At 63.1% G+C, this 26864-nt stretch carries 28 protein-coding genes; 13 read left to right on the top strand and 15 right to left on the bottom strand.

Annotation, left to right across the window (positions count from 1 at the left end):
• Positions 1–3 precede the first annotated feature (3 nt).
• Together LG281_RS11790 and LG281_RS11785 are read left to right on the top strand one after the other, a co-directional pair.
• Positions 4–483 carry a DUF2244 domain-containing protein gene (locus LG281_RS11790; RefSeq protein ID WP_404400894.1) on the top strand — a complete coding sequence of 160 codons (480 nt, stop codon included), beginning with the start codon at positions 4–6 and terminating at the stop codon, positions 481–483.
• Between the two features lie 84 nt (positions 484–567).
• Positions 568–1449 carry a methylated-DNA--[protein]-cysteine S-methyltransferase gene (locus LG281_RS11785; protein ID WP_404400892.1) on the top strand — a complete coding sequence of 294 codons (882 nt, stop codon included), beginning with the start codon at positions 568–570 and terminating at the stop codon, positions 1447–1449.
• On the opposite strand, the gene LG281_RS11780 is transcribed toward LG281_RS11785, so the two are convergent.
• The 6 genes from LG281_RS11780 to dnaK form a co-directional block, all read right to left on the bottom strand.
• A complete protein-coding gene (locus LG281_RS11780) occupies positions 1438–2061 on the bottom strand; it encodes a 2,3-bisphosphoglycerate-dependent phosphoglycerate mutase (RefSeq protein ID WP_404400890.1) in 624 nt (207 codons plus the stop codon). The genes LG281_RS11785 and LG281_RS11780 overlap by 12 nt on opposite strands.
• A 17-nt stretch (positions 2062–2078) precedes the next feature.
• Positions 2079–2891: a 4-hydroxy-tetrahydrodipicolinate reductase gene (gene dapB / locus LG281_RS11775; RefSeq protein WP_404400888.1), complete on the bottom strand. Its 813-nt coding sequence runs from the start codon at positions 2889–2891 to the stop codon at positions 2079–2081.
• Between the two features lie 57 nt (positions 2892–2948).
• Entirely contained in the window at positions 2949–3635 is a 687-nt protein-coding gene (gene pyrF / locus LG281_RS11770) for an orotidine-5'-phosphate decarboxylase (protein WP_404400886.1), read from the bottom strand.
• Between the two features lie 369 nt (positions 3636–4004).
• On the bottom strand, positions 4005–4556 hold the full coding sequence (locus LG281_RS11765; RefSeq protein ID WP_404400884.1) for an NADPH-dependent FMN reductase: 552 nt from the start codon (positions 4554–4556) through the stop codon (positions 4005–4007).
• 159 nt (positions 4557–4715) lie between these two features.
• Complete coding sequence (gene dnaJ, locus LG281_RS11760) at positions 4716–5846, bottom strand: molecular chaperone DnaJ (protein ID WP_404400882.1); 1131 nt, start codon at positions 5844–5846, stop codon at positions 4716–4718.
• Positions 5847–6085: 239 nt separating this feature from the next.
• Positions 6086–8005 (bottom strand): molecular chaperone DnaK, encoded by a 1920-nt coding sequence (gene dnaK, locus LG281_RS11755; protein WP_404400880.1) that lies wholly within the window; start codon positions 8003–8005, stop codon positions 6086–6088.
• A 360-nt stretch (positions 8006–8365) separates the two neighbouring features.
• Between dnaK and LG281_RS11750 the strand changes: the two genes are divergently transcribed.
• Positions 8366–8737, top strand: a complete 372-nt coding sequence (locus LG281_RS11750; RefSeq protein ID WP_404400878.1) for a hypothetical protein — start codon at positions 8366–8368, stop codon at positions 8735–8737.
• Positions 8738–8999: 262 nt separating this feature from the next.
• Here the strand turns inward: LG281_RS11750 and gshB are convergent, their stop codons facing one another.
• The 3 genes from gshB to rsmI form a co-directional block, all read right to left on the bottom strand.
• A complete protein-coding gene (gshB, locus tag LG281_RS11745; protein WP_404400876.1) occupies positions 9000–9941 on the bottom strand; it encodes a glutathione synthase in 942 nt (313 codons plus the stop codon).
• Between the two features lie 77 nt (positions 9942–10018).
• Positions 10019–10405, bottom strand: a complete 387-nt coding sequence (locus LG281_RS11740; protein ID WP_404400874.1) for a YraN family protein — start codon at positions 10403–10405, stop codon at positions 10019–10021.
• Complete coding sequence (rsmI, locus tag LG281_RS11735) at positions 10374–11264, bottom strand: 16S rRNA (cytidine(1402)-2'-O)-methyltransferase (protein ID WP_404400872.1); 891 nt, start codon at positions 11262–11264, stop codon at positions 10374–10376. The genes LG281_RS11740 and rsmI overlap by 32 nt, the downstream gene beginning before the upstream one ends.
• Before the next feature lie 208 nt (positions 11265–11472).
• Here rsmI and LG281_RS11730 point away from each other — a divergent pair, with 208 nt between their 5' ends.
• Complete coding sequence (locus LG281_RS11730; protein ID WP_404400870.1) at positions 11473–12735, top strand: penicillin-binding protein activator; 1263 nt, start codon at positions 11473–11475, stop codon at positions 12733–12735.
• Here the strand turns inward: LG281_RS11730 and hemW are convergent.
• Genes hemW through rph form a run of 3 tightly spaced genes read right to left on the bottom strand, consistent with a single transcriptional unit; the run spans position 12732 to position 15241 of the window.
• Positions 12732–13883 (bottom strand): radical SAM family heme chaperone HemW, encoded by a 1152-nt coding sequence (gene hemW / locus LG281_RS11725; protein ID WP_404400868.1) that lies wholly within the window; start codon positions 13881–13883, stop codon positions 12732–12734. The genes LG281_RS11730 and hemW overlap by 4 nt on opposite strands.
• Entirely contained in the window at positions 13880–14518 is a 639-nt protein-coding gene (gene rdgB, locus LG281_RS11720) for an RdgB/HAM1 family non-canonical purine NTP pyrophosphatase (RefSeq protein ID WP_404400866.1), read from the bottom strand. Before rdgB ends, hemW begins: the two co-directional genes overlap by 4 nt.
• A 3-nt stretch (positions 14519–14521) precedes the next feature.
• Positions 14522–15241 carry a ribonuclease PH gene (gene rph, locus LG281_RS11715; RefSeq protein WP_404400864.1) on the bottom strand — a complete coding sequence of 240 codons (720 nt, stop codon included), beginning with the start codon at positions 15239–15241 and terminating at the stop codon, positions 14522–14524.
• Positions 15242–15630: 389 nt separating this feature from the next.
• On the opposite strand from rph, the gene hrcA reads away from it, so the two are divergent.
• From hrcA to LG281_RS11690, 5 genes are all read left to right on the top strand, one after another.
• Positions 15631–16713, top strand: a complete 1083-nt coding sequence (gene hrcA / locus LG281_RS11710) for a heat-inducible transcriptional repressor HrcA (RefSeq protein ID WP_404406721.1) — start codon at positions 15631–15633, stop codon at positions 16711–16713.
• 156 nt (positions 16714–16869) lie between these two features.
• The gene (gene grpE, locus LG281_RS11705; protein WP_404400862.1) at positions 16870–17514 is read left to right on the top strand and encodes a nucleotide exchange factor GrpE; all 645 of its coding nucleotides are present in this window, start codon (positions 16870–16872) and stop codon (positions 17512–17514) included.
• Positions 17515–17755: 241 nt separating this feature from the next.
• Complete coding sequence (locus LG281_RS11700) at positions 17756–17989, top strand: type II toxin-antitoxin system Phd/YefM family antitoxin (RefSeq protein WP_404400860.1); 234 nt, start codon at positions 17756–17758, stop codon at positions 17987–17989.
• Positions 17986–18387 carry a type II toxin-antitoxin system VapC family toxin gene (locus LG281_RS11695; protein WP_404400858.1) on the top strand — a complete coding sequence of 134 codons (402 nt, stop codon included), beginning with the start codon at positions 17986–17988 and terminating at the stop codon, positions 18385–18387. The genes LG281_RS11700 and LG281_RS11695 overlap by 4 nt, the downstream gene beginning before the upstream one ends.
• 150 nt (positions 18388–18537) lie before the next feature.
• A complete protein-coding gene (locus tag LG281_RS11690; RefSeq protein WP_404400856.1) occupies positions 18538–19179 on the top strand; it encodes a MarC family protein in 642 nt (213 codons plus the stop codon).
• 4 nt (positions 19180–19183) lie between these two features.
• Here the strand turns inward: LG281_RS11690 and LG281_RS11685 are convergent, their stop codons facing one another.
• Entirely contained in the window at positions 19184–20014 is an 831-nt protein-coding gene (locus LG281_RS11685) for a GH25 family lysozyme (RefSeq protein ID WP_404400854.1), read from the bottom strand.
• A 161-nt stretch (positions 20015–20175) separates the two neighbouring features.
• The gene (locus LG281_RS11680; protein WP_404400852.1) at positions 20176–20538 is read right to left on the bottom strand and encodes a response regulator; all 363 of its coding nucleotides are present in this window, start codon (positions 20536–20538) and stop codon (positions 20176–20178) included.
• Between the two features lie 270 nt (positions 20539–20808).
• On the opposite strand from LG281_RS11680, the gene LG281_RS11675 reads away from it, so the two are divergent.
• Genes LG281_RS11675 through LG281_RS11665 form a run of 3 tightly spaced genes read left to right on the top strand, consistent with a single transcriptional unit; the run spans position 20809 to position 23358 of the window.
• A complete protein-coding gene (locus LG281_RS11675) occupies positions 20809–22329 on the top strand; it encodes a YifB family Mg chelatase-like AAA ATPase (RefSeq protein WP_404400850.1) in 1521 nt (506 codons plus the stop codon).
• Positions 22326–22922 carry a DinB family protein gene (locus tag LG281_RS11670; protein WP_404400848.1) on the top strand — a complete coding sequence of 199 codons (597 nt, stop codon included), beginning with the start codon at positions 22326–22328 and terminating at the stop codon, positions 22920–22922. The genes LG281_RS11675 and LG281_RS11670 overlap by 4 nt, the downstream gene beginning before the upstream one ends.
• Complete coding sequence (locus tag LG281_RS11665; protein ID WP_404400846.1) at positions 22915–23358, top strand: GNAT family N-acetyltransferase; 444 nt, start codon at positions 22915–22917, stop codon at positions 23356–23358. Before LG281_RS11670 ends, LG281_RS11665 begins: the two co-directional genes overlap by 8 nt.
• A gap of 161 nt (positions 23359–23519) precedes the next feature.
• Here LG281_RS11665 and LG281_RS11660 read toward each other — a convergent pair whose 3' ends face one another.
• Positions 23520–25106: a peptide chain release factor 3 gene (locus tag LG281_RS11660; protein WP_404400844.1), complete on the bottom strand. Its 1587-nt coding sequence runs from the start codon at positions 25104–25106 to the stop codon at positions 23520–23522.
• A 168-nt stretch (positions 25107–25274) separates the two neighbouring features.
• Between LG281_RS11660 and LG281_RS11655 the strand changes: the two genes are divergently transcribed.
• A complete protein-coding gene (locus tag LG281_RS11655) occupies positions 25275–26678 on the top strand; it encodes an MFS transporter (RefSeq protein WP_404400841.1) in 1404 nt (467 codons plus the stop codon).
• Positions 26679–26864 lie beyond the last annotated feature (186 nt).

The following is a 26864-nucleotide window of genomic DNA, read 5'->3' as shown; positions in this document are numbered from 1 at the left end:
CTCGTGAGCGACGCCCCAAGTACCGCACCGCTTTATGCCGCGCTTTTGACCCCGCACCGCGCCATGGACAAGCGCGCCATTCGCTGGGTCATAGCGCTTGCCGCGTGTCTGGCTTCGATTCCCGGTATCACCTTCTACGCCATGGGCGCGTGGCCGGTCGTCGGGTTTTTGGGGCTCGATGTGCTCGCGCTCTATTGGGCGATGAGCGCCTCGCTCAGGGATGCGGACGCCTATGAGGAAGTAACGCTCTGGCCCGACGCGCTCGATGTTCGGCACGTGACGAAAAAGGGCAAGGAAACGTTTCGTTCGTTCAACCCCTTCTTTGTACAACTGTCCGTCGATCGCGACGGCGAGGATCGGGTTACCGCCTTGCGGCTCGTCACCCGCGGCCGGCACACCGAGATCGGGAAATTCCTGACGCCCGATGACAAGGCGATCTTTGCTGAAAGCTTCGGCGCGGCGCTGAGCCGGGCCAAACGCTAACCAGACGTCAAAATCGGGTCGCTCACCCAACCTTCGGCCACTAATGTGAAGGCAGGACCTCAATTGCAACGCGATTACGAACCCATGTCTGCACCTGCTTTCCTCGCCGAGCCCCAATTGGAGCGCCAGCCGGACGCCTACGGGACGATCTCGAAAGCCATCGAATATCTCTCGGTCCCTGGCCGGGAGGAGGTCGATATCGCCGGACTTGCCCACGCGCTTTCGATGAGCGAACGCCAGCTTGTCGACCTTTTCCGCCGCTGGTGCGGCTTGACGCCCAAGAGCTTCGCCCAGGCCGTCGCCCTCAATCAGGCGCGCAAGCTTTTACGCGAGAACATGAGCGTGCTCGATACGACCTACGAAGTCGGGCTTTCCGCCCCCTCACGCCTTCACGACCTCTTCGTCACCTATGACGCCGTTCCGCCGGGCATCTACCGTGCCAGGGGTGCAGGCCTCGAATTCACCTGGGGCTATGCACCCTCCCCCTTCGGTCTTGCCGTCATCATGATGACCCAATACGGCGTGGCGGGGATATCTTTTGCCGATCCGGGCAAGGAGGATTACGCGTTCGAGGATCTTGCTAGCCGCTGGCCCAATGCGGAATACCGGCGCGACGACGCGGCGGTCGCCCCGGTCGCGGCGCGGATTTTCGATCCCAACCGATGGGATCCCGAGCGCCCGGTGCGGCTCGTGATGATCGGTTCGGATTTCGAGGTGAAGGTCTGGGAGACGCTTTTAAAGATCCCCACCGGCGGCGCTTCGACTTACGGCGCCATCGCCAAATCGCTCGGCCGGCCCTCGGCGGCCCGCGCGGTGGGCCGCGCCGTGGGGCGCAACCCGATTTCCTTCGTCGTTCCGTGTCACCGCGTCATCGGCTCGGACGGGAAACTGACCGGCTACCACTGGGGCCTCGTACGCAAGCGCGCCATCATGGGCTGGGAAGCCGGGCTTGTCTCAGGCGCTTAAAAGCTCTTCGGTCGAAACCCTTTTGCCGTCCGCATCGATCGTATAAACGATCGGCGCGCCGGTGGCGATTTCGCGCTTCAGGATCGCCTCTTCGTCCAGCCCTTCGATGACCATGACGAGCGCGCGTAGCGAGTTGCCGTGCGCCGCGATGAGAACGGTTTCCCCCGCCTTCAGACGCGGCAGGATCTCTGCTTCGTAATAGGGCAGCACGCGGGCCGCCGTATCCTTGAGGCTCTCGCCGCCCGGCGGCGGCACGTCATAGGACCGGCGCCAGATATGCACCTGCTCCTCACCCCATTTTTCGCGCGCGTCGTCCTTGTTGAGCCCGGCGAGGTCGCCATAGTCGCGCTCGTTGAGAGCCTGGTTGCGCACGATGGTGAGGTTCTCGATTCCCATTTCCTCAAGGATGAGGTCCAGCGTGCGCTGGGCGCGCACGAGCGCCGAGGTGTAATAGGCGTCCGGCTTATACCCTTTGGCCTTGAGGGCCTTGCCCGCCGCGCGGGCTTCGGCGATGCCCTGTTCGGTGAGGCCGGGATTGCGCCAGCCGGTGAAGAGGTTCTTCAAATTCCATTCGCTCTGGCCGTGGCGAACGAGGATCAGCGTGCCGGTCATGTCTGCAATTGTCCTTTTTAGTCGTTAAGGCCGAGCACGTCGGCCATGGAATAGAGACCCTTGGGCTTGTCGGCGGCCCAGAGCGCCGCGCGCACGGCACCATCGGCGAAAAGCGACCGGTCGCGCGCCGAATGCGAAAGCGTGATGGTTTCCGCCATTGAGGAAAAGAGCACCGAGTGTTCTCCGATGATCCCACCGCCCCTGAGCGTGGCAAAGCCGATGGACCCGCTTTCACGCGGGCCCGTATGCCCGTCGCGCACGCGCACCGAATGAGAAGCAAGGGCGATCCCGCGCCCTTCGGCCGCCGCTTCACCCAGAAGCAAGGCCGTGCCCGACGGCGCATCGACCTTGTGGCGGTGATGCATTTCGAGCACTTCGATATCGAAATCCTCATCGAGCGCTGCGGCGGCCTTTTTGACGAGCGCAGCGAGGAGATTGACCCCGAGGCTCATATTGCCCGATTTAACGATCCGCGCGCCAGCCTCGGCAGCCTTTGCGATGGCCGCATCGTCTTGCGCCGAACAGCCCGTCGTCCCGATGATATGGATGAGCCCCTTTTCCGCCGCGCGTCCGGCGATCTCGACACTCAGCGCCGGTGCGGTGAAATCGAGAACCGCATCGACTCGCTCGAGCAGCGCGGGAAGATCGTCACCAATCGTGACCCCCAACGGTTCGAGCCCGGCAAGAACGCCCGCATCCTTGCCGACGGCCCCCGTGCCCGCGCGGCCGATGGCCGCGGCGAGGGTGAGGTCGTTATGCGCGGCGACGGCCTTGATATTGGCCTGCCCCATGCGCCCGCCCGCGCCCACAATGCCGATCTTAAGCGTCATGATTGCCCTCGCCCTTCGTTCATCCGGTCTTTAGCCAGTGCGCGTGCGTTTGGCAAATCAGACCGCTGCCATTTCGTCGAGGATGCCGCGCGCGGCTGCCTTGGGGTCGGGCGCCGCGATGATCGGGCGCGCGACGACGAGATGGCTCGCACCGGCCCTGAGCGCGTCCGCCGGCGTCATGATGCGTTTCTGATCGCCTGCGGCGGACCCGGCGGGCCGGATGCCCGGCGTGACGATGGCCATGTCCGGTCCCACGATTGCACGGATGCGCCCGGCCTCGAAGGCTGACGCGACGAGCCCGCCCATCCCCGCCTCCCGCGCCTGGCCCGCGCGGCGCTCGACAAGGTTGGAAACCGAAGCGCCGTACCCGGCATCTTCGAGATCGCCCTGGTCCATCGAGGTGAGGACGGTAACGCCCAGAAGGCACAGATCGCTGCCCTTTGCCGCTTCGACCGCAGCCGCCATGGCCTTGGGATAGGCGTGGACGGTGAGCATATGCGCGCCGGTTTCGGCAATCGCCGCAACGCCCTTGGCCACCGTGTTGTCGATGTCGAGAAGCTTGAGATCGAAGAAAACCTTCTTGCCGGCTTTGATCAGCTCGCGTCCCACGGTGAGCCCGTCGCCGCCATAAAAGAGCTGATAGCCGATCTTGAAGACGTCCACCGTATCGCCGAGCTTGGCGATGAGGTCTTCGGCTTCCCCGCGCGTGGAAACGTCCAGCCCGACGATCAGCGTCCCGGCCATGGCTTTCTCCCCGATGTCTGAATGGTGTTGCGGCTCGATGCCATGTTTGGCGGGTTTGCGCAAGACTTCGGGCTAAATCCCCAGGGCAATCGCTTGAAGAGACGCCTCTCCACCACCCCTCGCCGCCCCCGACTTGATCCTACGACATTCACACATCTCCGTTTGAGGCCCTAATCCTTATCCCGGGCACGGCTTTCCTTCTCCCTCAAGGGGAGAAGGGAAATCGTGCGCGTGGCATGGGTTAGGGCCTCAAACGCTGATGGGGCCCCGATCAAGTCGGGGGCAGCGGTGGGGAAGTGGAGGCGCCGGAGCCGGAGCCGGAGCATACCTTCATCCAGGCAGGAGACGTCCCTTCAAGCGATTGCCCTGCTAAATCCCGCCCCGCGAAAAATGTGTGAGCTCCTTCACCATCTGCTCCATCTTCTTCTCGATTGCCGTTTCGAGAATCTCCCCCTCCGGCCCGATCGCGCTTTCGTCCGGGCCGATGCCCAGCAGCGTCGGCACCACAAGAGCGCCGATTTTTGAAAGTGAATCGCGCAGGTGCGACTGCGCCCAGATCGTCCCGTATTTCCCTGAAGAGACCCCGCCGATCCCGAAGATCGCGTGGCGGAACGGCGAAGGCTTTTGCCGCGAGAGCCAGGCGATGGTGTTGACCATCAGGGGCGGCACGCCGCCATTATATTCCGGGCATGCGATAAAGACGATGTCGTGGGTGCGAAAGAGTTCGGCCAGCCGGCCTGCGGCCTCGGGCACGTTGTCGGGCTCGAGGTCTTCGTTGAAGATCGGCATGTCGAAATCTTTGAGCGTTATCGCATTCACCTCGACCCCCGCGGTGCGTAATCGTTCCCCCATGGCCATCTGTAGCTTTTGGTTGATTGAGCCGGTGCGGATGGAGCCTGAAAGGGTGAGGGCTGTGGGCATGGCAGGAAATCCTCAGGTCTTTGAAATTGATTGGGCGCCGCCATTAAGAACGCAGCAACGGGGCAAGAACAAGGGTGCGGGGGCGAACGCGATGTTTCGCAAAACAAAACGCCCTCCGTATGCGGGAGGGCGCTTGATCGGTAGTCGTGTCCGAAGCCTCTAGGCCTCGAACATTTTCTTGAGCCTGTCGAAGAACCCTTCGGACGCCGGCGATGTCGAATGGTCCGATTCGCGCTCGAACTCTTCGAGCAACTCGCGCTGGCGCCTGGTCAGCCCCTGGGGCGTTTCGACGTCGAGCTGAACGTAAAGATCGCCCACCTGCTGGGAGCGCAGAACCGGCATGCCCTTGCCCTTGAGGCGCACGCGCTGACCCGGTTGCGTGCCTTCGTTGACCTTAACCTTGGCGCGCGTGCCTTCGAGCGTTGGCACCTCGAACTCACCGCCCAAGGCCGCTGTGATCATCGAGATCGGCACCTTGGCGAAAAGGTCCGCGCCGTCGCGCTGGAACAATTGATGCGGCTTGATGGAAACGAAGATGTAGAGGTCGCCCGAAGGCCCGCCACGCAGGCCCGCTTCGCCCTCGCCGCCAAGCCGGATGCGCGTACCCTCTTCGATGCCCTTGGGAATATCGACCGAAAGCGTCCGGCTGGTTTGCTTGCGGCCCTGGCCCGAGCAGTCCGTGCACGGCTGGTCCATCGTCTCGCCCCGGCCCTGGCATTGCGGGCAGGCGCGTTCGATGGTGAAGAACCCTTGCGCCGCGCGCACCTTGCCGCGGCCATTGCACATCCGGCAGGTCGAAAACCCCGTCCCCGGCTTGGCGCCCGAGCCCTCGCAGGTTTCGCACTGGCTCATCGAGGGCACGTCGATATCCACCGTCGTGCCGGTGAAGGCGTCCTCGAGCGTGATTTCGAGATTGTAGCGAAGGTCCGATCCGCGCATGCGCGCGTCGCGCTGGCGTTGCCGCGCCGCGCCACCCATGAATTCCCCGAAAATATCCTCGAAGATATCGGACATAGAAGACGAGAAATCCGGCCCGAACCCGCTGTGCCCGCCGCCATGGCCGTTGAAGGCCGCGTGGCCGAACCGGTCATAGGCAGCCCGCTTTTGCGGGTCCTTGAGCGTGTCGTAGGCTTCGGAGATTTCCTTGAACTTGTGCTCCGCGTCGCTGTCACCGGGATTACGGTCCGGGTGATACTGCATGGCGAGCTTGCGATAGGCGGATTTGAGCGCCTTTTCGTCACAACTGCGCGTAACGCCCAGAACGTCGTAGAAATCGGCCTTTGCGGACATTTATATGCCCCTCTTTTTTGGGGCACGGAACGGGAAAAGCTGTGTCGCGGTCATTTCTCGTGCCAAGTGATTATGTATCTGGCCGCTCTGCGCGTCCGGAACTGAGGCGGCCCGCCGGGTCTGCTGCCCAAGATATTGGCGGCGTTTCCTGAAAGAGCAAGTGCGAACGCCCGGATCTTTCGACCCGGGCGCTATTTGTGCCGGCCCTGATTCACGTGAAACGGACCGGATCATGGCTCTTACGCCGACTTCTTGTTTTCGTCGTCGTCGTCATCCTTGACTTCTTCGAAGTCGGCGTCGACGACGTCGTCCTCATTGGCGTCCGCCTGCGCATCCGATTGCGCGGCTTCGTCCTGCTGGGCCTTGTACATGGCTTCGCCGAGCTTCATGGACGCCTGCGCGAGCGCATTGGTCTTTTCCGAAATCGCCTCGGCATCCTCGCCCTCAAGCGCGGATTTCGCATCGGCGATCGCCGTCTCGATCTCGGACTTGACCTCTTCGCTCACCTTGTCGCCGTGTTCGGAAAGCGACTTTTCGGTCGAGTGGATGAGGCTTTCGGCCTGGTTCTTGGCCTCGACAAGCTCGCGGCGCTTCTTGTCGGCCTCGGCATTGGCTTCGGCGTCCTTGACCATCTTTTCGATGTCTTCGTCCGAAAGACCGCCCGATGCCTGGATGCGGATCTGCTGCTCCTTGCCGGTGCCCTTGTCCTTCGCCGAAACGTTGACGATGCCGTTGGCGTCGATGTCGAAGGTCACCTCGATCTGCGGCACGCCGCGCGGTGCGGACGGGATGCCCACGAGGTCGAACTGGCCGAGCATCTTGTTGTCCGCGGCCATCTCGCGCTCACCCTGGAAAACCCGGATGGTCACCGCCGACTGATTGTCCTCGGCGGTCGAGAAGACCTGGGACTTCTTGGTCGGGATCGTGGTGTTGCGGTCGATAAGGCGCGTAAACACGCCGCCCAGCGTTTCGATGCCGAGCGAAAGCGGGGTTACGTCCAGGAGCAGCACGTCCTTGACGTCGCCCTGCAAGACGCCGGCCTGGATCGCGGCGCCGAGCGCGACGACTTCGTCCGGGTTCACACCCTTATGCGGCTCCTTGCCGAAGAACTCCTTGACCGTCTCCTGCACCTTGGGCATGCGGGTCATGCCGCCCACGAGCACGATTTCGTCGATTTCGCCAGCGCGGATGCCGGCATCCTTCAGCGCAGCCTTGACCGGCTCGACAGTGCGCTTGATGAGATCCTCGACGAGGCTCTCGAATTTCGACCGCGACAGCTTCAATTGCAGGTGCTTGGGGCCAGAGGCGTCCGCCGTGATGAACGGCAGGTTGACTTCGGTCTGCGAGGCGCTCGAAAGCTCGATCTTGGCCTTTTCGGCGGCTTCCTTGAGCCGCTGCAGCGCCAGCTTGTCGCCCCTGAGGTCGATGCCCTGTTCCTTCTTGAACTCGTCGGCGAGGTAATCGACCAGACGCATGTCGAAGTCTTCACCGCCAAGGAAGGTGTCGCCATTGGTGGACTTCACCTCGAACACGCCGTCGCCGATTTCGAGGATCGAGATGTCGAACGTGCCACCGCCAAGGTCGTAAACGGCAATCGTGCCGGACTCGCGCTTTTCGAGCCCATAGGCGAGCGCGGCGGCGGTCGGTTCGTTGATGATGCGCAGGACTTCGAGCCCGGCAATCTTGCCGGCGTCCTTGGTGGCCTGGCGCTGGGAATCGTTGAAGTAGGCGGGAACCGTGATGACGGCCTGCGTGACAGGTTCGCCGAGGTAGGATTCGGCGGTTTCCTTCATCTTGGTGAGGATCATCGCCGAGATTTCCGACGGCGAAGACTTCTTGCCGTCATATTCCACCCAGGCGTCGCCATTGTCGCCCTTGACGATCTTGTAGGGGACGAGGCCCTTGTCCTTTTCGACCGTCTTGTCGTCGTACCGGCGCCCGATCAGGCGCTTGACGGCAAATAGCGTGCCTTCGGGGTTGGTGACGGCCTGGCGTTTGGCCGGCTGGCCGACCAGACGTTCGCCATCATTGGAGAATGCAACCATAGAGGGCGTGGTCCGCGCGCCTTCGGCATTCTCGATCACTTTGGGGTTTTTGCCGTCCATCACGGCGACGCACGAATTCGTCGTGCCGAGGTCGATACCGATTACTTTTCCCATTCATCTGCCTCTTTCTTCGAGCGAGCCCGTACTGGTTTCTTTCCCTACGCCTCAGATGCGCCCTTTTAACTGCGGCATCGCGTCCTGGCGGCGGGACCGGACCCCTCTGGGGATGCGTTGGTTCGTTTTGCCCGTTTGGCGGGCTTGGCTGGCTATATAAGGAGGTGCCCTTTCCCCTTCAAGCGTGGGAACGCAATGCCGCCGCTTTTTGTGTCATTTGCGGCAAAACATGGCTTTTGGGCACGATTTTCCGTAAGGATGGCCCTCCTAACGGCAAAACCGGAGCGCTTTCAGAAAAAGTTGGTCGACTTTTTCGGTTCGAAAGCGCGATAAACGAAAGCTATAAACAAAGGATTGGCCATGCTCCTGCCTCTCCGCCGCTTCGGCGCTCTCTTTCTGCTTCTTGCCACGGCGTTTGCCGGACCCTCGGTTGCGCAGGACACGGATACACTGCCCCAAGAGGCCGATATGCTCCTCTGGTGCTCCTCGGCCCTCCACCTGTTGGGCGTCGCGACCGAGAACGAGACCGAGGCCGGCAATTACTTCGCCGCCAGCCAGATGCTCGTCGAAAAGGCCGCGGAAACGCTCATGGCCGCCGAAATTCCATCCGAAGACGTCGAGGGCATCGTCGCACTCTATGACGAGCGCGTTGTCACCGACTTCGAAAGCGGCGGGGAATTGCCCTATACGTCCGACGCCTGCATTGCGGCATTGGACCTCCAAGGGCTCTAGTGGTTCTGCACAGTGATTATGACAGGTTGGCACCGTCGCTATCCCCCACTCCGCCGTCATCCTCGCGCTTGACGCGAGGACCCGCTGGGCCGCCGCGTCCCCGGCAGAAGTCGGGCGCACCGCGCAAGCTCAAAGCTCCCAACTCCTGCTCGGGCTGCTCAGAGCTTGCGGGTCCTCGCGTCAAGCGCGAGGATGACGGCGGAGGAAAGGCGAAGCCGCGCAACCCGTCATAATCTCTGTGCACCACCACTAGCCACCGCCATCACCGCCGCTTTTCGATCGCGTCCCACACGAGCACGGCGATATCCGGCCCGCCGAAGCGTTTGACTTCGCGGATACCGGTTGGGGAGGTGACGTTGATTTCGGTGAGGTACCCGCCGATCACGTCGATGCCGACGAAGATCAGGTCGCGCCTTTTAAGCTCTGGGCCGATCACCGCACAGATTTCGCGCTCGCGGTCGGTCAATTCCGAAAGCTCGGGACGCCCGCCCACGTGCATATTCGAGCGTGCCTCGCCCTCGGCTGGGATGCGATTAAGCGCTGCGATCGGCTCGCCGTCGACGAGGATGATGCGCTTGTCGCCCTTCCTCACCTCCGGCAGATAGCGCTGGATCATGAACGGCTCGCGGAAATTGGCTTCGAACAGTTCCAGCAGCGAGGCAAGGTTCTCGTCGCCCGGCTGAACGCGGAAAACCCCCGCGCCGCCATTGCCGAAGAGCGGCTTGACGATAATGTCGCCGAACTCCTCGCGGAAGGCGCGGATTTCCTCGCGGTCACGGGTGATGAGCGTATCGGGCATCAACTCGGGAAATTGGGTGACGAGGATTTTTTCCGGCGCGTTGCGCACTTCGCCGGGGTGATTGACCACCAGCGTTTTGGGGTGGATGCGCTCGAGCATGTGGGTTGTCGTGATGTAGTTCATGTCGAACGGCGGGTCCTGACGCAGCAGCACCACGTCGAAGGTGGACAGATCGGTCTTCTTCCACTCTTCGAGCGTGAAATGCAGGCCCTTTTCCTTGTCATCGACCGTGACCCGGTGCACGCGGGCGGTGACGGTATCGCCGCGCTGGGCGAGCGAAGAGGGGGTATAATAAAAAAGCGTATGGCCGCGCGCCTGCGCTTCGAGCATGAGCGCAAAGCTCGAATCGCCAAGCGGGTTGATGGCGTCGATGGGGTCCATCTGGACGGCAACGGAAAGGGGCATAAAGGGCTCCGGCTAAAGCGCTTCCAGAAAAAGTTGATAGACTTTTTCGGTTCGGAAGCGCGACACAATAATGAAAATCAGTCGGCAAAGAATGCGTTTGAGAGATGGGACGGCCAGCGGCCCGGCGCAAGAAAAATCACGTCGAAGCGGTAATCGAAGCCCGCATAGCGCGGGTGGCGGGCTTCGAACCAGCCTGCGGCGCGGGAGATGCGGCGGGTGTTGACCGCCTCCATCGCCTCGCCGTACGTCTCCGCGCTCGCCCGCTGCTTGACCTCGACAAAGACGATCGTGCGCCCGCGCCGGGCGATGAGATCGATTTCGCCCAAGGGGGTTTTGTAACGGCGGTAGAGGATCTTGTAGAATTTGGCGCGCAGGAACATCTCGGCGAGGAATTCACCGCGCCGCCCGCGCCGTTCGGCAGCTTGCCGTCGGCTATTTTTCGGCTTTGAGGCCAAGGGCGGCATTATAGACCTCCTTGCGGCGGAGCCCGAATTTTTGCGCGATCTCGTCAACAGCGGCGCGCAGGGGCTTTTCGGACATGAGCGCGGCGAGGTCCTCCTGCCAGTCGCCCTCAAGTGCCGGCGCGGTGCCGTCACCGCCGCCGACGAGGATGACGGCTTCCCCTTTGGGCGCGTCGGCGGCGAAATCTTGCGCGAGGTCCTTGATCGTGCCCGAGGCGAAGCGCTCGAAGCGTTTCGTGAGCTCCATGGCAACGACGGCAGGGCGGTCTGGGCCGAAGATCTCGGTCATGTCCGCAAGCGCATCGGCGATACGGCGGGGCGATTCGTAAAAAACAAGCGTCTCGGTGCGGATCGCGAGCGGGGCGAGGGCGTTCTTGCGCTGGCCGGTCTTGGCGGGCAGGAAGCCGATGAAGGAGAAAGCGTCCGTAGGGAGCCCCGCGCCGGTCAATGCCGCAAGCAGCGCCGAGGCGCCGGGAATGGGAAAGACCGGTAGCTGCGCCTCGCGCGCCGCGCGGACGAGGGGGAAGCCCGGATCGGAAAGGAGTGGCGTGCCCGCGTCCGAAACGAGCGCGATGACAGCACCTTCTTCGAGGCGCTTGAGAATGCCCTCGATGCGGGCGCGTTCGTTGTGCTCGTGAAGGGCGGTGCGCGGGGTCTTGATGCCGTAGGCGTCGCAGAGCCGGGCGGTGTGGCGGGTGTCTTCGCACAGGATCAGGTCCGCGCCCGCGAGGATATCCAATGCGCGAATGGTGATATCCCTCAAATTCCCGATCGGCGTCGCAACGAGGTAGAGCCCCGGCGCCGGTCGCTCGGGGACGTAGCGGTGCGCGCCGATGGCGTAATCTTTTCCGGTGTCGGACACGGGCGGCTCCTAAAGCGTTTCCAGAAAAAATGGAAACCACTTTTTCGGTTCGGAAACGCGACAAGACAAAAAGTTAGAGCGCGGATTTGCGTCAAGCAAATCGCAAAGCGCTCCAAGCGGGTCGGTCAAAGCCTTTTAGCATTGCCGGCAGGTTTGTATAGAATCGCATCCTCACCGGATCGGGCGAATCACCATAAGGGCGGACCACATGCGCAGGGCTTTGAGATTCCTTCTTGGGTTCTGCGCGCTTGCGGTTGTTGCCGCGTGCTCGCCAACCGCCGATTTCGGCTTCCCCGCCAACACTGGATTGCCAATGCCCTCCAGTGGGGCACCCGTAACCGCCGCACCGCTGCCGCCGGCGCGCGGGGATATCGTGGGGTCGGGGCCGGTGCGGGTGGCGGTGCTGTTGCCGTTGACCGGCAGCGCAAGCACGGTCGGCGGGTCGATGGCTGCGGCATCGCGTATGGCGATGGAGATCGCCGGGGGTAATATCCAGCTCGTCATCAAGGATACGGGCGGGACTGCTTCTGGCGCGCGGGCGGCGGCGCAGGCGGCGGTGAGCGAGAAGGCGAGCCTCATCCTCGGGCCTCTGCTCGCCGATTCGGTTGCGGCGGCCGGTGCGGTCGCCAAGAGTGCGGACATTCCGCTCATCGGGTTTTCCAACACCTCGGCGGTGGCCGAACCCGGCGTCTATCTTTTGAACGTGATGCCCGAGGTCGAGGTGATGCGGTCCATCGGATTTGCGCGCGCGCAGGGCGCGCAGGCGATTGCCGCGCTCATTCCCGATAACGCCTATGGGCAGTTGCAGCGCGCGGCGTTCGAGGCGGCAACGCGGGAATTGAACCTTACCGTGCGCGGGGTGGAAATGTTCGCCGACGAGGCAAGCGGACGGCGGGCGATTGAAGCGCTCGTGCCGCTTTTGAAGGCCGGACAGATCGATACGCTCTTTTTGCCCGACCGCGCTACAGCGCCGAGCTTTGGCATCCTGCTCGAAGCGGCAGGGGTCCGGCGCGACCGGATCGTCATCATCGGATCGGCGGATTGGGAGGGCGATAACGCCATCCTCAACCAGCCCTACCTCTCTGGCGCGATTTATCCGGCGGTCGACCCCAACGGGCTGGCGATGCTCGCGCGCGAATACCAGACCCGGTTCGGCGGCGCGCCGCATCCCTTCGCAACGCTCGCCTATACGGCGGTACTTCTGGCTGGCAACGACGCGCTCGTCCTGACCCAGCCGCGCTATGCGAACGGCGTTCTGACGCGGCTTTCGGGGTTTACGGGGCGCGACGGGCCGTTCCGGTTCCTGCCCGATGGACGGGCGGAATATGGGCTCGTCATCAAGCAAATCCTGCAGGGCCGGGCGCAGGTGCTCGATCCGGTACGGCTCGGCGGCGTGCCCGCGCAGACGGCGCGGCCTTCGGGGGGCGGAAATGTGATTCCGCCCGTGGGGGCGAGTTTGGTTTCGAATTAGGCTGCTAAATCCGCCACCACCGCGTCGAGCACGGGCCAGCCCTTGTCGGTGACGCGCAGCCTTCCATTGGGCAGCGTCTCGATAAATCCGATATCCTTCAAATAATCGATCTGACCGGCGGCAAGCTGGCGCCGCGCCAGCGCCGCGTAACGGCTCGGGTCGATGCCCTCGCGCAGGCGCAGGCCCATGACGAGGTATTCGTCGCCTTCCTCGTCCCAGGTCAAAAGGTCGTCCACCTCGAGCCCATCACCCTTTTCCATCACCTTTTCCCACCATGCGAACGGCATTTTCTCCGCTGCGGTGGCGTGACGCGCGCCATTGATCAGAAGCCGGCCATGCGCGCCCGGGCCGATGCCGGCATATTCGCCATAGCGCCAATAGGTGAGGTTGTGCCGGCTTTCCTGGCCGGGGCGGGCGTGGTTGGAAATTTCATACGCCGGCAGGCCGTAGGATGCGGTCAGCTCCTGGGTCATCTCGAACATGTCGGCGGATAAATCCTCCGACGGCATTTTCAGTTTGCCGGCGTGAAAGAGATCATAGTAGCGCGTGCCTTGCTCGATCGTGAGCTGGTAGAGCGAGAGGTGTCCCGCCGAGAGCGCGAGCGCATCGGTCAATTCCTCTTCCCATTCCCCCAGGGTCTGTTCGGGGCGGGCATAGATGATGTCGAAGCTCGAGCGCGGGAAGATGTCCTGCGCGAGCCGGACGGCGGCCACCGCGTCCTCCACCGTATGGAGGCGTCCCAGCCGCGCCAGCGGTTCGGGGCGCAGCGACTGAACGCCCAGGGAGACGCGGTTGACGCCCGCGGCGCGATAGCCGCGGAACCGCTCGGCCTCAACCGAGGTGGGGTTGGCTTCGAGCGTGATTTCCGCGTCGTCGGCAATCTGCCAGTGCTTCGCAACCGCATTGAGGATCGCTTCGACCGAGGCGGGGTGCATCAGCGAGGGCGTGCCGCCGCCGAAAAAGATCGACCGGACGAGCCGGTCCGGTGCGCGCGCGGCGGTGGCGGCGATCTCCTTGGCGTAGGCGTTAACGAACGAGGTTTCGTCGAATGCACCGCGATGGACGTGGGAATTGAAGTCGCAATAGGGGCATTTGGCCGCGCAGAACGGCCAGTGGATATAGACCCCGAAGTCCGAATTGGCGGTCAAAGAATATCCTCGACAAATTTCGCAAATGCGCGGGCGCGGTGCGAAAGACCCGGCTTGCCCGGCGCCCATGCGTGTTTTTCCTCAGCGCTCATCTCCCCGAAGGTTCGGGTCTCTCCATCAGGGAGGAACATCGGATCGTAGCCATGCCCGTTGTCCCCGCGCGGCGGCCAGACCAACGTGCCCGGAGCAATGCCGGTGAAAATCACGTCCCTGCCATCGGGATGGGCGAGGCAGAAGGTGGCGTTGAAGGCGGCGCGGCGTTGCTCCGGCGCGGTGGCGCCGCGCTTTTGGAGTTCGTCCTCGACCCTTTGCATGGCGCGGGAAAAGTCGCGTGGCACGCCGGCCCAGTCGGCGGTATAGACGCCCGGCGCACCGTCGAGCGCATCAACGGAAATCCCCGAATCATCCGAAAGCGCGATCTTGCCTGTCGCCCTTGCCGCGGCGTGAGCCTTCAATCGCGCGTTTTCGACGAAGGTCGTGCCGGTTTCCTCGGGCTCGGGCAGGCCCAGTTCGCCCGCCGAGGTGATTTGGAGCCCGAAATCTTTCAAAAGATCGCGGAATTCGGAGAGTTTGCCCTGGTTATGGGTGGCGAGAACGAGGGTGTCGCCGCGCACAAGTTTCGGCCAAGCGCCCATAATTCAGTCTTCCCCCAGAACCGACTTCTGCAGGTCGACAAGTTCGCCGATGCCCTTCTGCGCAAGGCCGATCAGCGCGGCCAGGTCGTCGGCGGAAAAGGGTTCCCCCTCGGCGGTGCCCTGAACCTCGACGAATTTGCCCGCGCCTGTCAGAACGAAATTGGCGTCGGTTTCCGCTTCGCTATCCTCGAGATAGTCGAGATCAAGCACGGGCGTACCGCGATAGACGCCGCAGGAGATCGCCGCGACGTGGTCGCGGATCGGATCGCCCTTCAAAAGTTCACGGTGTCTCATCCAGCCGACGGCTTCGCTGAGCGCGACGAACGCGCCGGTGATCGAGGCGGTGCGAGTGCCGCCATCGGCTTCGAGCACGTCGCAATCGAGGATGATCTGGTTTTCACCCAGCGCCGCCATGTCGACGACGGCGCGCAAGGAGCGCCCGATCAGGCGCTGGATTTCCTGGGTGCGGCCCGATTGCTTGCCGGCGGCGGCTTCGCGGCGGGTGCGCTGGCCGGTGGCGCGCGGAAGCATACCGTATTCGGCGGTGACCCAACCGAGCCCCTGCCCGCGCCGCCAGGAGGGGACGCCGGTCTCGACGCTCGCGGTGCACAGGACGCGCGTGCGTCCGAAGGCGACAAGGCAGGAGCCTTCGGCCTGCGGCGCGACGCCGCGTTCGAGCGTTGTTGCCCGCATCTGGTCTGGTGTCCGCCCGCTTGGCCGCATGCTGAAGGTCCCTTGGTTCGTCTTAGTCCGGATCGATTGGTTACCGCCTCTTAACCCGGATTTCTCGCACTGGCTATGGCCTGCGCCGCTTCAAAATGGCGATCAGGGCAGGAAGAGAGCGCAGTGCGTATTGGACATACGTGCAAGCTCTCTGACGCCCCCGTCGCCATTTTCAAGCGGCCCTCCGGGTCGGATTTTGGCGGCCGCCTACAGGCACGGAGCGAGAAAACCGTATGCCCGATACGCTTTTTCGCTCCGTGCCCGCATGCGACTCGCCAAAATCCGACGCAGGGCACAGCCAGTGCGAGAAATCCGGGTTAACCTTTCGCAGGGGCCCGAACAAGCGCGGGGCTATTGGCTTGCCCCAGGATTCACCTTAAATGGTGCTCATGGTGCACACTCCGACCCGATCGCAGGATTTTCTCGAAACGCTCTCGACGCGCAGCCAGGAGATTTTCCGGCGCCTCGTCGAGCGCTATATCGAAACGGGCGAGCCCGTGGGCAGCCGCGCGATCTCGAAAATGCTCGACGCCCAGCTTTCGCCGGCTTCGGTGCGCAATGTGATGGCCGATCTCGAGGATTTGGGACTTATTGCGGCGCCGCACACCTCGGCGGGCCGGGCGCCGACCCAGCAGGGCTTGCGGTTTTTCGTCGATGCCATGCTCGAAGTCGGCGCCATGGACGAGGCCGAACGCGACCGGATCGCGCGCAATTTCGCCGGCAGCACGGGGAATGTCGAAGATCTCCTCAACGAAGCGAGCGTCATGCTCTCGGGATTGAGCCACGGCGCGGGCATGGTGATCGCGGCGAAAGCCGACATGGTCCTCAAGCATATCGAATTCGTCCGGCTCGACGCCGAACGCGCCATGGCGATCCTCGTTGGGCAGGACGGGCAAGTGGAAAACCGCATCATCGCCCTGCCGCCGGGGCTGACCGCAAGCGCCCTGACCCAGGCGAGCAATTTCCTCGCGCACTACATTTCCGGGCGCACGCTCAAGGAAGCGCAGGACGCGATCCGCAAGCGGAGCGAACAACAGCGCGCCGAACTCGACGAAATCGCCCAGCGGCTGGTCGACCAGGGCCTCGCCTCGATGATCGACAGGGAAACCAGCGCGCCGACGCTGATCGTGCGGGGCCGCGCGAATTTGATCGACGACACCATGGCGTCCGAGGATCTGGCGCGGGTGCGCGAATTGTTCGACGAGATCGAGAACAAGAAGGGGCTCCTGGAGCTTTTGGCCGACGCCGAAACCGCACAGGGGGTGCGCATTTTCATCGGTTCGGAAAACAAGCTCTTCTCGCTTTCGGGCTCCTCTGTGGTGCTCTCGCCCTATAAGGACGCCAGCGACAAGGTCGTAGGCGTTCTGGGGGTCATCGGCCCGACGCGATTGAATTATGCACGCATTGTGCCGGTCGTCGATTATACCGCGCATGTGCTCACCCGGCTGATCGGCAAGAAGGGCGGCGTTTAGCCCGCACATCCCCGGGCTTGAAATTTTTCGCCCACTGGCCGATATGCGGGGACAAAGTGGGATGCGAAAAAGTGGGAACCGGTTTTTCGCGAACAATCCCACGATGACAAAAAGTCATTTCCTTTGATCACCAAACCCGAATTGGGACACGCCACTATGATGAGTGACGAAAACGCGACGCCTGAAAGCGAGATCGAGACCGGCGCCGAAGCACCTAAGAGCGAAGGCGTTGAGGCCGAGCCGACACCCGAAGAGCGCATCGCCCAGCTCGAAGCGGAAAATGGCGAGCTTCGGGACCGCCTGCTGCGCACGGCGGCCGAGATGGAAAATCTGCGCAAGCGCACTGAGCGTGAAGTCGGGGATACCCGCGCCTATGCGATAGCCGGGTTTGCCCGCGACATGCTGGTGGCCACCGACAATCTGGCGCGTGCGTTGATGGTCGTTCCGGCCGAGGACCGCGAGAATGCCGAAGGCACATTGAAATCCCTCATCGAAGGGATCGACATGACCGAGCGCGAAATGCAACGGCTTTTGCAAAAGCACGGGGTCAAGCCGATCGAGGCGCAGGGCGAAAAGTTCGATCCGCACCGGCATCAGGCGATGTTCGAGGTGCCCGATCCGAGCGTACCCGAAGGCACTGTCGTCCAGGTCATGCAAGCCGGCTACGCGATCGGCGAACGCGTGCTGCGCCCGGCCATGGTCGGGGTTTCCAAAGGCGGCCCAAAACGCAGTGCTGAGCCGCAGGGCGCAGCCGAAGAGGCGGTCAAGCCCGGCGATGAGGGGATCGACAAGAGCGTTTAGCGCTACAGTTGCACTTTGGCGCTGTCCTGTTTCCACCACACCGTCATCACCCGGACAAACCGGGTGATGACGGAGGAGAGAGTGTGCGCAGGGTACCGGACATCCGGCACCTCAATTATTCCGGCCTGTGTCCAGAACGCCGCGCGGGTCTTGAATGCGCAACTGTAAAGTTAGAGCTCCGGGGGTGGTCAGCGACCGGCTTGTTCCCTATATTAGCTACATTAGCTAACAGGAGGCCGGAGTGCAGGTCACTATCCACGCGGCAAAAACCAATCTTTCGAAACTGATCGAGGCCGCGCTGGCGGGTGAAGAGGTCGTCATTGCCAAGGGTAAGAAACCCGTTGCCAGGATCCTTCCGATTGCCCATAGCGCGTTCACGATCGGCCTTTTGAAGGGCAAGCTCACCGGGACAGGGCCGGATTTCTTCGCGCCCATGGGCGAGGATGAACTGGCACTTTGGGAAGGGGACGTGTGAGGCACGTTCTGCTCGATACCCACGCATGGGCTTGGTCCCTGACCGCCGATGCGCGCCTGTCCCCGGCCGCAACGACCGCCATGGAGCAGGCGGAGACGGTTTCCATCAGCGCCATAAGCCTGTTTGAGATCGGTCAGAAAGTGCGCCTTGGCAAATGGCCGGAGATGGTGCCGTTTCTCGATGGGCTGATTGCACTGGCTGGCGAGCAGGGCGGGAGGCTGCTTGAACTGTCTCCCGAAGCGAGCCTCCTTGCCGCGACCCTCGATTGGGTGCATCGCGATCCTTTCGACCGGCTCATAGGCGCGACTGCCATCACCAAAGGGCTGGTTCTGATTTCGGCCGATACCGTTTTCGATAGTTTGGCCGGTGGGCCGGGATGGCCCGGACGCATATGGTGAGTCTTGCCCTAACCTCGAACCCCTGCCAGTCTGCGGCCAATTGAGTCGCGGGGACCCTTCCGGAGCGTTTTTCGGGAAAAGTTGACAGATTTTTCCGGTTCGACCCGAAGGGCCGCGTCAGCGCATATGCGACCAAACGAAGAATTGCAGATGACATCGACCTTTCTCGTCGCCTTCGCGACGCTCTTTGCCACCGTCGGGGTCGCCGACATCGCCTTCATCTTTGCAGGGCTCACCCAGAAGAACACCAATGCCCAGCGCTTCGCCTTCGCGACACGCGGCGTGGTGATCGCCGCGACGATCCTCTTGTTCTTCGCCTTCGCCGGCCATGCGATTCTCGATATTTTCGGCGTCACGATCCCCGCCCTGCGCACCGCGGGCGGCGTCCTGTTGCTCCTGATTGCCATCGATATGGTCTTCGCCCGCCATTCGGGCGGGACCGGTACGACCGACGAGGAAGAGGCCGAGGGTCATGCGCGCGAGGATATTTCGGTGTTCCCGCTTGCCATGCCGCTGCTTGCGGGCCCGGGCGCCATCAGCGCGGTGATCCTTTTGACCACCAGTGCGAAATCGGATCTCGACTATTGGCTCGTCATCGGCGCACTGGTCGTGGTACTGGTTCTCGCTTGGCTCACGCTTCTGGTCGCCATCCCCATCCAGCGGCTTTTGGGCCTCACCGGGCTTTCGGTCGTCTCCCGCGTCGTCGGCATTCTCCTGACCGCGCTCGCCATTCAGTTCGTCTTCGACGGCATCAAGGCGAGCGGGTTGTTGGGCGTTGCGACGGGGAGCTGATCCCCTATTTGATCGCCCGGCATCGCCCCTGCGCGGCAAGCGCGTAGAACGTGCGCGGATCGCATCCGGTAAGGAAGAACTGCGCCCATTCCTCGGGCGACCCGTAAAAGACGTTGCGGTCGACCTCGCCTTTGATCCCCGAGACCACGCCGGTCTGGGTGAACTGCCAGAACGCATAGGCGCGGTTTTCGTACCGCTCATGGGGCTCGGCGGCGACCGATCTGAGCCACATCGGATTGTCGAAGGGTTCGCCCGCCAGAATATCGCGGTGGAACGTGATGTCGGTATAGATGACCGGCACCTTGCCCGTATGCCGCTCCATGCCGGCGAGAATTTCGCGAATCATCGCCAACGCCTCGTCCCGGGTCAGATCGGGTTTGCACGAGGACTGGTGGTTCCACTCGAGGTCGAGCACCGGAGGCAGCGCATCGGGGTCCGCGGGAACGTTCTGGGCGAACCACGCGACCTGTTCGCTCGCCGGGCGGCACCAATAGATGAAATGATAAGCGCCACGCGGAATACCCGCCGCGCGCGACCGCTCCCAGTTGGTGCGGAACATCGGGTCGAGATGATCTCCGCCATCGGTCGCCTTGATATAGGCGAACCGGATGCCCCCGCGCGCAACCGCGGGCCAGTCGATAACGCCCTGATGGCGCGAGACGTCGATCCCCTGCACAGGCATGGAATGCGCACGCGCAACCCCCGGATGCGGATCGTTGTCGCCCGAATAATAGCGCGCGCAGGCCGAAAGCAGGAGGCCGAGCGCCAGAACGGGCAGCATCGCTTTGGCAAGAGTGAAAAAACCGGGGCGGCGGGGCGCGGCGGCATGCGGCATGGAACGGATGAACTCGACAATTTGAGTAAAAGACGATCAATCCGCTTTGTCGCCCATTCTCCTTTAAGGAAGCGCTGAGAAGGCTGGTTAATGAGAGGTAAAAAAGCGCCGGCGTCGCCGATGGGCCACGCCGGCGCTGACGGGGAGGAGGGAAGCAAAGGCTAAACCGCCAGCGCCTGAGCCTCGGTCACGATCTTCGCCGCATCGTAGGGCTTGGGAAAGAACCTCGCGAGATCGGACGCGTCGGGCATGCGCATGCCCGAGGTCACGAGCACCGGCATATCCGGCCAGCGCGCGTGCACGATCCGGACGAGGTCGAGCCCGCTCAGATGTCCCGGCATCTCGATATCGGTGAAAATCAGATCGATATCCGTGCGCCCGGCCAGCGCTTCGAGCGCTTCCTCGGCGGTTCCGGCCTCGATGACCGTAAAGCCGGCAGTGGCGAGTGCCTGAGCAATATCCAGCCGCACGAGCGGCTCGTCTTCGACAACGAGCACCGCGCGACCGCCCTCATGGATGGTCATCGTCGATCTCCTTGAACCCTGACGGAGCAACCCCGATCGGGGCCGCCGCTCAATCTGGGGCCGGTCTGTTCATCTTGCGGGCGTCATCCGCCTGTTCATCCCCCGCACAATGAACTGCGCGCCGCGCAGTTCCCGCAATGCAATCACATATGCGTCAGCACCGATTCCGCGTCCTGCACTCCGTTCCTGAAATGTTCTTGTCCTCATAAACCGATGCTGCTAGCTTTTACGGCATAAAAGTTGGGTGCGTTGGCGTTGGGGGCTTAACGGATGACCACGCGGATCACGACGGTGGCCTTTCAGGGCATCGAGGCGGTGCCGGTCGACGTGCAGGTGCAGATTTCGCCCGGCACGCCGAAATTCAATATCGTCGGATTGCCCGACAAGGCGGTGGGCGAAAGCCGCGAGCGCGTCCGCGCCGCGCTCATCGCCTCGGGCCTCGCGCTACCGGCGAAACACATCGCGATCAACCTCGCGCCAGCGGATTTGCCCAAGGAAGGCAGCCATTACGACCTCCCCATCGCATTGGGGCTGATGGTCGCCATGGGCGCCATCCCCGGCGATATGGTCGAGCGCTTCATGGTTTTGGGCGAACTCGCCCTCGACGGGCGCGTCACCGCTGTCACCGGCATCTTGCCCGCCGCGATCGCCGCGAACGCCCGGGATATGGGCATCATCTGCCCCGCGCCCTGTGGTGCCGAAGCCGCCTGGGCGGGCGAGGAGATCGACATCATCGCCCCGCCCTCGCTCCTGGCGCTCGTTAATCACCTCGCGGGCCGGCAGATTGCCGCGCGTCCGCAACCCGTTCCCGCATTGCCCGGCAATAGCGGTCCCGACCTCGCCGACTTGCGCGGCCAGGAAACCGCGCGCCGCGCGCTCGAAGTCGCAGCCGCGGGCGGACATAATTTCCTGATGGTCGGGCCGCCGGGTGCCGGGAAATCCATGCTCGCGGCCCGCCTGCCCTCGATTCTGCCGCCTTTGAGTCCGCGTGAATTGCTCGACGTCTCGATGATCCAGTCCATCGCCGGCGCCATCAAGGGCGGGCAGATTTCCGACATCCGCCCCTTCCGCGCCCCGCACCACTCCGCCTCCATGGCCGCGCTCGTTGGCGGCGGCCTCAAGGTCAAGCCCGGCGAGGTCTCGCTCGCGCATAACGGCGTGCTTTTTCTCGACGAACTGCCCGAATTCCAGCCCCAGGCACTCGACAGTCTGCGCCAGCCGCTCGAATCGGGCGAAACCGTCATCGCCCGTGCCAACGCGCGGGTAACCTACCCCGCCCGTTTTCAGCTCGTCGCCGCCATGAACCCCTGCAAATGCGGCATGGCCGGCACGCCGGGCCACACCTGCCGGCGCGGGGACAAGTGCGCGACCGACTATCAGGGCCGCGTCTCGGGCCCCTTCCTCGACCGCATCGATATCCGCATCGACGTCCCCGCGGTCTCCGCAGCCGACATGATCGCCAGCGAACCCGGAGAATCGAGCGCGGCGGTGGCCGACCGTGTCGCGAAGGCGCGCGATATCCAGCGCAATCGCTATGCGGCGCTGGGTGCCAACGACGTTTTCACCAATTCCGGCGCCGGTTCCGCGCTCATCGAGCAGGTCGTCGCCCCGGATAGTGAAAGCCGCGACCTCCTGCTGCGCGCGGCTGAAACCTTCCAGCTTTCCGCCCGCGCCTATCATCGGGTCTTGAAGGTCGCCCGCACGCTCGCGGATCTTGCAGGCAGCGAAAAGGTAGCGCGGCCGCATATCGCGGAGGCGCTGAGCTACCGATTGAACATGGTGAGCGGATGACCGCCCCAGATCCCATGCGCACATTCCGCAAGCTTGCGCTCAACAACGCGCTGGCCAATTACCGCCTCGCCCAGGCGGTCATGGCCCTGCCGCAGACCGAGTTCGCAGCGAAGCGCGTGAGCTTTTTCCCTTCTCTCAAGGCGACACTCAACCACATCCTCATTGTCGATTGGTTCTATATCGATGCGATGATGGATGGGGTCCTCGGGCTCAAGGCTTTCGACAATGAGGAGCCGTTCGATACCGCCGAGGCGCTCTACGCCGCGCAGCGGGAAAGTGACATCGAGCTCTGCGCGCTAACGCAGAACCTCACCGCCGACGCGCTCGGCACCGCCATCGAAATCCAGCGCGCCGGCCGCATCCAGGTCGAACGGCTCGACGACGTGCTTTCTCATCTCTTCCAGCACCAGACGCATCATCGCGGGCAGGCGCACGCCATGCTCGCGGGCACGGCAATAAAACCGCCCCAGCTCGACGAGTTCATCGTCGCCGACGATGCCAAATGGCGGAAGGCGGAATTGGCGGCGTTCGGCTGGACGGAGGATACGCTTGAGTTTGGAGGCCCGTTGGACGATGAGCATAGAGATGAGTAGCTCCTTAAGCGCGTCGCCGTCGCCTGGCTATACGCTTCATGCCGAAGTGCCGGATGTCGAAACCTTCGCCATGCTGCGGGCGGTCTCCGGGTTGTCGCCACGCGGCAGGGAGGCGATGGAACGGGGCCTCCCAAACACACTTTTCGCCGTCGTCATCCGGCACGGCGGTGCGCCGGTGGGCATGGGGCGGGTGATCGGGGATGGCGGAACGGCCTATCAGATCACCGATATCGCGGTCGATCCCGGCCATCAGGGCAAGGGTCTGGGCAAGGCGATCATGGCCGCGCTGACCGATTATCTTGAACGTGAAGCGCCTGAGGGCGCTTATGTTTCGCTCATTGCCGATGGCGACGCAAAGCATCTCTATGCCAAATACGGCTTTGAGCCCGTCATGCCTGCTTCCATCGGTATGGCCCGCGTGATGGAAAAGGGTTAGATTTTTGTTGTCGCGGGTTTTTTTGCTCCCCCCGTCATCACCCGGTTTATCCGGGTGATGACGGGGGAGAGATTGAGCGCAGGGCACCGGACATCCGGCCGCTCTATTACTCCGGCTTGTGCTCAGAACGCTGCGAGCGTCTTAAATGCGCAACTGTAGTGCTATGCCGCGATCCCGCGATCCTTGGTCGTCATGAAGGTCAGCGAGGGGAAATCCTTGGCGCAGCGGTCGATTTCCCACTGGCTCGGCGCCAGGAACACCGGGTCGCCATAACGGTCCTCGGCGATGTTGAGCCGGTGGAGCGCGGCGAACTTTTCGAATTCCTTCTCGTCGCCCACTTTCACCCAGCGCGCGGTGACATATTGCGCCGGTTCGATCCGGATCGGCACCGAATATTCGACCGCGGCGCGGCTCGTGAGCACTTCGAGCTGCAGCGGTCCGACAGCGCCGACATAATACCCCGCCCCGATCGAGGGCTTGAACACCTGCACGACGCCCTCTTCGGCAAGATCGGTCAGAGCCTTCGCAAGCTGCTTGGTCTTGGATGTATCGGACAAATGCACACGGCGGAGAATTTCCGGCGCGAAATTGGGGATCCCCGTCACCGTCACATCGGGCCCGTCCGTGAGCGTATCCCCTACGCTCAGCGTGCCGTGATTGGGGATGCCCACCACGTCCCCGGCAATCGCCGAATCGGCCAATTCGCGCTCGCGGGCGAAAAAGAACATGGGGTTGGCAACCCGCAGGTCCTTGCCCGAGCGGACATTCTTGAGCTTCATTCCGCGCGTCATCGTGCCCGAGGCCAGCCGTACGAAGGCGACGCGGTCGCGGTGGTTGGGGTCCATATTGGCCTGGACCTTGAAAACGAACCCGGTGCAATTGGCATTGGCCGGATCGACTGGCGCGGGGTGAGCCGGCTGCACGCGTGGCGGTGGCGCAAATGTGCAAACCGCTTCGAGCAGTTCGCGCACGCCGATCGATTTGAGCGCCGAGCCGAAATAGACCGGCGTCAGATGCCCCTCGCGATAGGCGTCCATATCGAATTCCGGGAGGGTGCCCCGCGCCAGCTCGAGCCCCTCGAGCGCGGCGGAAACCGCGTGGTTCTGCGTATTCGCAAACCGCGCAACGACCGCGTCGACATCGCCCTCGGGGCCGTCGGGGTTACCCTCGGCGGTGACGAACCGTCCGCGCTCGAGATCGATCATGCCGGAAAAATCGACCCCCGACCCCAGCGGCCACATCATCGGCGCGGTATCGAGCGCGAGCGTTTCCATGATCTCGTCGAGGATTTCGAGCGTATCGCGCGCGTCCCGGTCGACCTTATTGATAAAAGTGATGATCGGGATATCCCGCAGCCGGCACACTTCGAAGAGCTTACGCGTCTGCGCCTCGATGCCCTTGGCCGCGTCAATCACCATGATCGCGGAATCGACCGCCGTCAGCGTCCTGTATGTATCCTCGGAAAAGTCCGCGTGGCCCGGCGTATCGAGCAGGTTGAGCGTCAGCCCGTCATGCTCGAACGTCATCACCGAGGAGGTGATCGAAATCCCGCGCTTCTGCTCGATCTCCATCCAGTCCGACCGCGTCCGCCGCCGCTCGCCGCGCTCCTTGACTTCACCGGCAAGATGGATCGCGCCGGAATTGAGCAACAGCTTTTCCGTCAGCGTCGTCTTACCCGCGTCGGGGTGCGAAATGATCGCAAAGGTACGCCGGCTCAAATGGCCGGCGGGTGCGGTGGTCTGGCTCAACAATACGCTCCGAAGGACAAGGCCTTTCCGTCGGTCTCAAGGCCCGGCGGATTTTGCCCGCTTGGTATAGGAAAATGGCCGATTTGCGAAGCCCTTTGCTTTTTCCGGTTGTCCGCCGCGTTGTTCTTAATTAAACAAGAATATGCTTGTTTAATAGGAGGGACCGTCATGGCCAGAGGTTCGGAAACGGGTTGGACTGCAATCGTCTCGCCCCGCTATTTCGGCGCCACAGTTGCGCTCTGCCTCGGCGTCGCGCTTCTTGCCTTCAACGGTTTTCTTGTTTCGACGTCCATCCCGACCGCCGTAATCGAACTCGACGGCGTAGCCTTTATCTCCTGGGCAACCACGGTTTTTCTCGTCTTCGCCATCATGGGGGGCGCCGGCGCGTCCATCCTCAAGGCCCGGCTCGGCGCGCGCCTGGCGCTGATCGCGGCTGCAACGGTCTTCATTGCCGGGTCCGTGCTCGCTGCGGCTGCTGGCGGCATGCCCGAACTGCTCGTCGGCCGCGCATTGCAAGGGCTGGGCGAAGGCATCGTTGCCGCGATCTGCTACGCGCTCATCCCCGAGCTTTTCCCCTCGGCGCTCGTGCCACGCGTTTTCGGCGCTGAATCGGTCATCTGGGCGCTCGCGGCGTTCGGCGGGCCCGCGCTCGCTGGGTTTCTGACCGAAACCGTCTCCTGGCGCGCCGCCTTCATGATCAATCTGCCCCTGGGCGCGACGTTCATCGCGCTCACCTTGCGCATCGTTCCCAACCGCGCCACAGCCGGTTCGGCGGATCGCTTGCCCCTGGTGAGGCTCGTGCTGATCGGCGCTGCCATCATGGCGATTTCAGTCGCCGCTATCCTACGTGAACCGCTCCTGATGGCGCTTTGCCTGGCGTTCGCTGGCATTGGTCTGGTCGCCATCGTCCGCCGCGACGCTGGCGCAAAGGAAAAACTCTTCCCCACGGACGCCTTCCGCCTCCACGATACCGTCGGCGCCGGACTTTGGGTCGTTCTCCTGATGCCCGTCGCGCAGGCGGGCGTCGCGGTCTATCTCGTCTACACGCTCCAGAGCCTCTGGGGTTTTGGACCGACTTTGGCGGGCGCCATCGGGGCGATCATGGCCGTCGCCTGGAGCGCGATGGCTATCCTCGTCTCCGGCGTCGCTTCGGTCGGCAGCCGGCAAATCCTCATCCGCCTCGGCCCGGTATTGCTGGCGCTTGGCCTCATCGCCGCGACCCTCGCGGTTGCCCGCAATGCGCTCTGGCTCGTCATCGTCGGGCAGGTGCTCCTCGGCTTCGGCTATGGCACGTCTGCGGCCTATCTCAACCAAACCATCATGGAAGCCGCCCGCCCCGGCGAGCGCGACAGGGCCTCAGTGCCCACCATCCAGTCCGCAGGCTACAGCATCGGAGCGGCCATCGCCGGGCTTGTCGCCAACATGGCCGGCCTCGCGGCAGCGCAAAGCGCGGACAGCATCCGTGAGGCGATGATCGTCGTCTTCGCCTCGGGGATCGGCGTAGGCTTTTTCGCCGTCCTCGCGGCCTTCATTACGGTTCGGAATGCTCGGCGCATACCTGCCGCCGCATAAAGAAGAGCCCGGAGCAGCGCGTCCGGGCTCACGCAGCGTGCGGAAAAGCGGGAACCCCTTTTCGTCGACAAAGCTGCGCTGGAAAGAAGACGACATCGCGGCGTGCCGCGATGTCGTCGATGATTCACGTGAAATCAGCCCGAGGAAAAATGCTTCACGTGAATCATTTTCCTGTGGAGAACCGGT

Origin of the sequence: Pelagibacterium halotolerans, from assembly GCF_044811015.1 — a bacterium.
Taxonomy (GTDB): Bacteria; Pseudomonadota; Alphaproteobacteria; order Rhizobiales; family Devosiaceae; genus Pelagibacterium; species Pelagibacterium halotolerans_A.
Note: the sequence above shows the minus strand (reverse complement) of the source record. Positions and strands in the feature narration are given on the sequence as shown.

Bases quoted from the DNA above. Each gene is read 5' to 3' on its own strand.
- dnaJ (WP_404400882.1), bottom strand. From the start codon at position 5,846: ATGTCCGCAAAGGCCGATTTCTACGACGTTCTGGGCGTTACGCGCAGT.
- LG281_RS11750 (WP_404400878.1), top strand. From the start codon at position 8,366: ATGCTCCTGCCTCTCCGCCGCTTCGGCGCTCTCTTTCTGCTTCTTGCC.
- LG281_RS11680 (WP_404400852.1), bottom strand. From the start codon at position 20,538: ATGACCATCCATGAGGGCGGTCGCGCGGTGCTCGTTGTCGAAGACGAG.
- rdgB (WP_404400866.1), bottom strand. From the start codon at position 14,518: ATGGGCGCTTGGCCGAAACTTGTGCGCGGCGACACCCTCGTTCTCGCC.
- LG281_RS11665 (WP_404400846.1), top strand. From the start codon at position 22,915: ATGAGTAGCTCCTTAAGCGCGTCGCCGTCGCCTGGCTATACGCTTCAT.
- gshB (WP_404400876.1), bottom strand. From the start codon at position 9,941: ATGCCCCTTTCCGTTGCCGTCCAGATGGACCCCATCGACGCCATCAAC.
- LG281_RS11780 (WP_404400890.1), bottom strand. From the start codon at position 2,061: ATGACCGGCACGCTGATCCTCGTTCGCCACGGCCAGAGCGAATGGAAT.
- pyrF (WP_404400886.1), bottom strand. From the start codon at position 3,635: ATGGCCGGGACGCTGATCGTCGGGCTGGACGTTTCCACGCGCGGGGAA.
- dapB (WP_404400888.1), bottom strand. From the start codon at position 2,891: ATGACGCTTAAGATCGGCATTGTGGGCGCGGGCGGGCGCATGGGGCAG.
- LG281_RS11685 (WP_404400854.1), bottom strand. From the start codon at position 20,014: ATGCCGCATGCCGCCGCGCCCCGCCGCCCCGGTTTTTTCACTCTTGCC.
- rph (WP_404400864.1), bottom strand. From the start codon at position 15,241: ATGCGGCCAAGCGGGCGGACACCAGACCAGATGCGGGCAACAACGCTC.
- LG281_RS11730 (WP_404400870.1), top strand. From the start codon at position 11,473: ATGCGCAGGGCTTTGAGATTCCTTCTTGGGTTCTGCGCGCTTGCGGTT.
- grpE (WP_404400862.1), top strand. From the start codon at position 16,870: ATGATGAGTGACGAAAACGCGACGCCTGAAAGCGAGATCGAGACCGGC.
- LG281_RS11690 (WP_404400856.1), top strand. From the start codon at position 18,538: ATGACATCGACCTTTCTCGTCGCCTTCGCGACGCTCTTTGCCACCGTC.
- LG281_RS11765 (WP_404400884.1), bottom strand. From the start codon at position 4,556: ATGCCCACAGCCCTCACCCTTTCAGGCTCCATCCGCACCGGCTCAATC.
- LG281_RS11785 (WP_404400892.1), top strand. From the start codon at position 568: ATGTCTGCACCTGCTTTCCTCGCCGAGCCCCAATTGGAGCGCCAGCCG.
- LG281_RS11670 (WP_404400848.1), top strand. From the start codon at position 22,326: ATGACCGCCCCAGATCCCATGCGCACATTCCGCAAGCTTGCGCTCAAC.
- LG281_RS11655 (WP_404400841.1), top strand. From the start codon at position 25,275: ATGGCCAGAGGTTCGGAAACGGGTTGGACTGCAATCGTCTCGCCCCGC.
- dnaK (WP_404400880.1), bottom strand. From the start codon at position 8,005: ATGGGAAAAGTAATCGGTATCGACCTCGGCACGACGAATTCGTGCGTC.
- LG281_RS11740 (WP_404400874.1), bottom strand. From the start codon at position 10,405: ATGCCGCCCTTGGCCTCAAAGCCGAAAAATAGCCGACGGCAAGCTGCC.
- hrcA (WP_404406721.1), top strand. From the start codon at position 15,631: ATGGTGCACACTCCGACCCGATCGCAGGATTTTCTCGAAACGCTCTCG.
- LG281_RS11675 (WP_404400850.1), top strand. From the start codon at position 20,809: ATGACCACGCGGATCACGACGGTGGCCTTTCAGGGCATCGAGGCGGTG.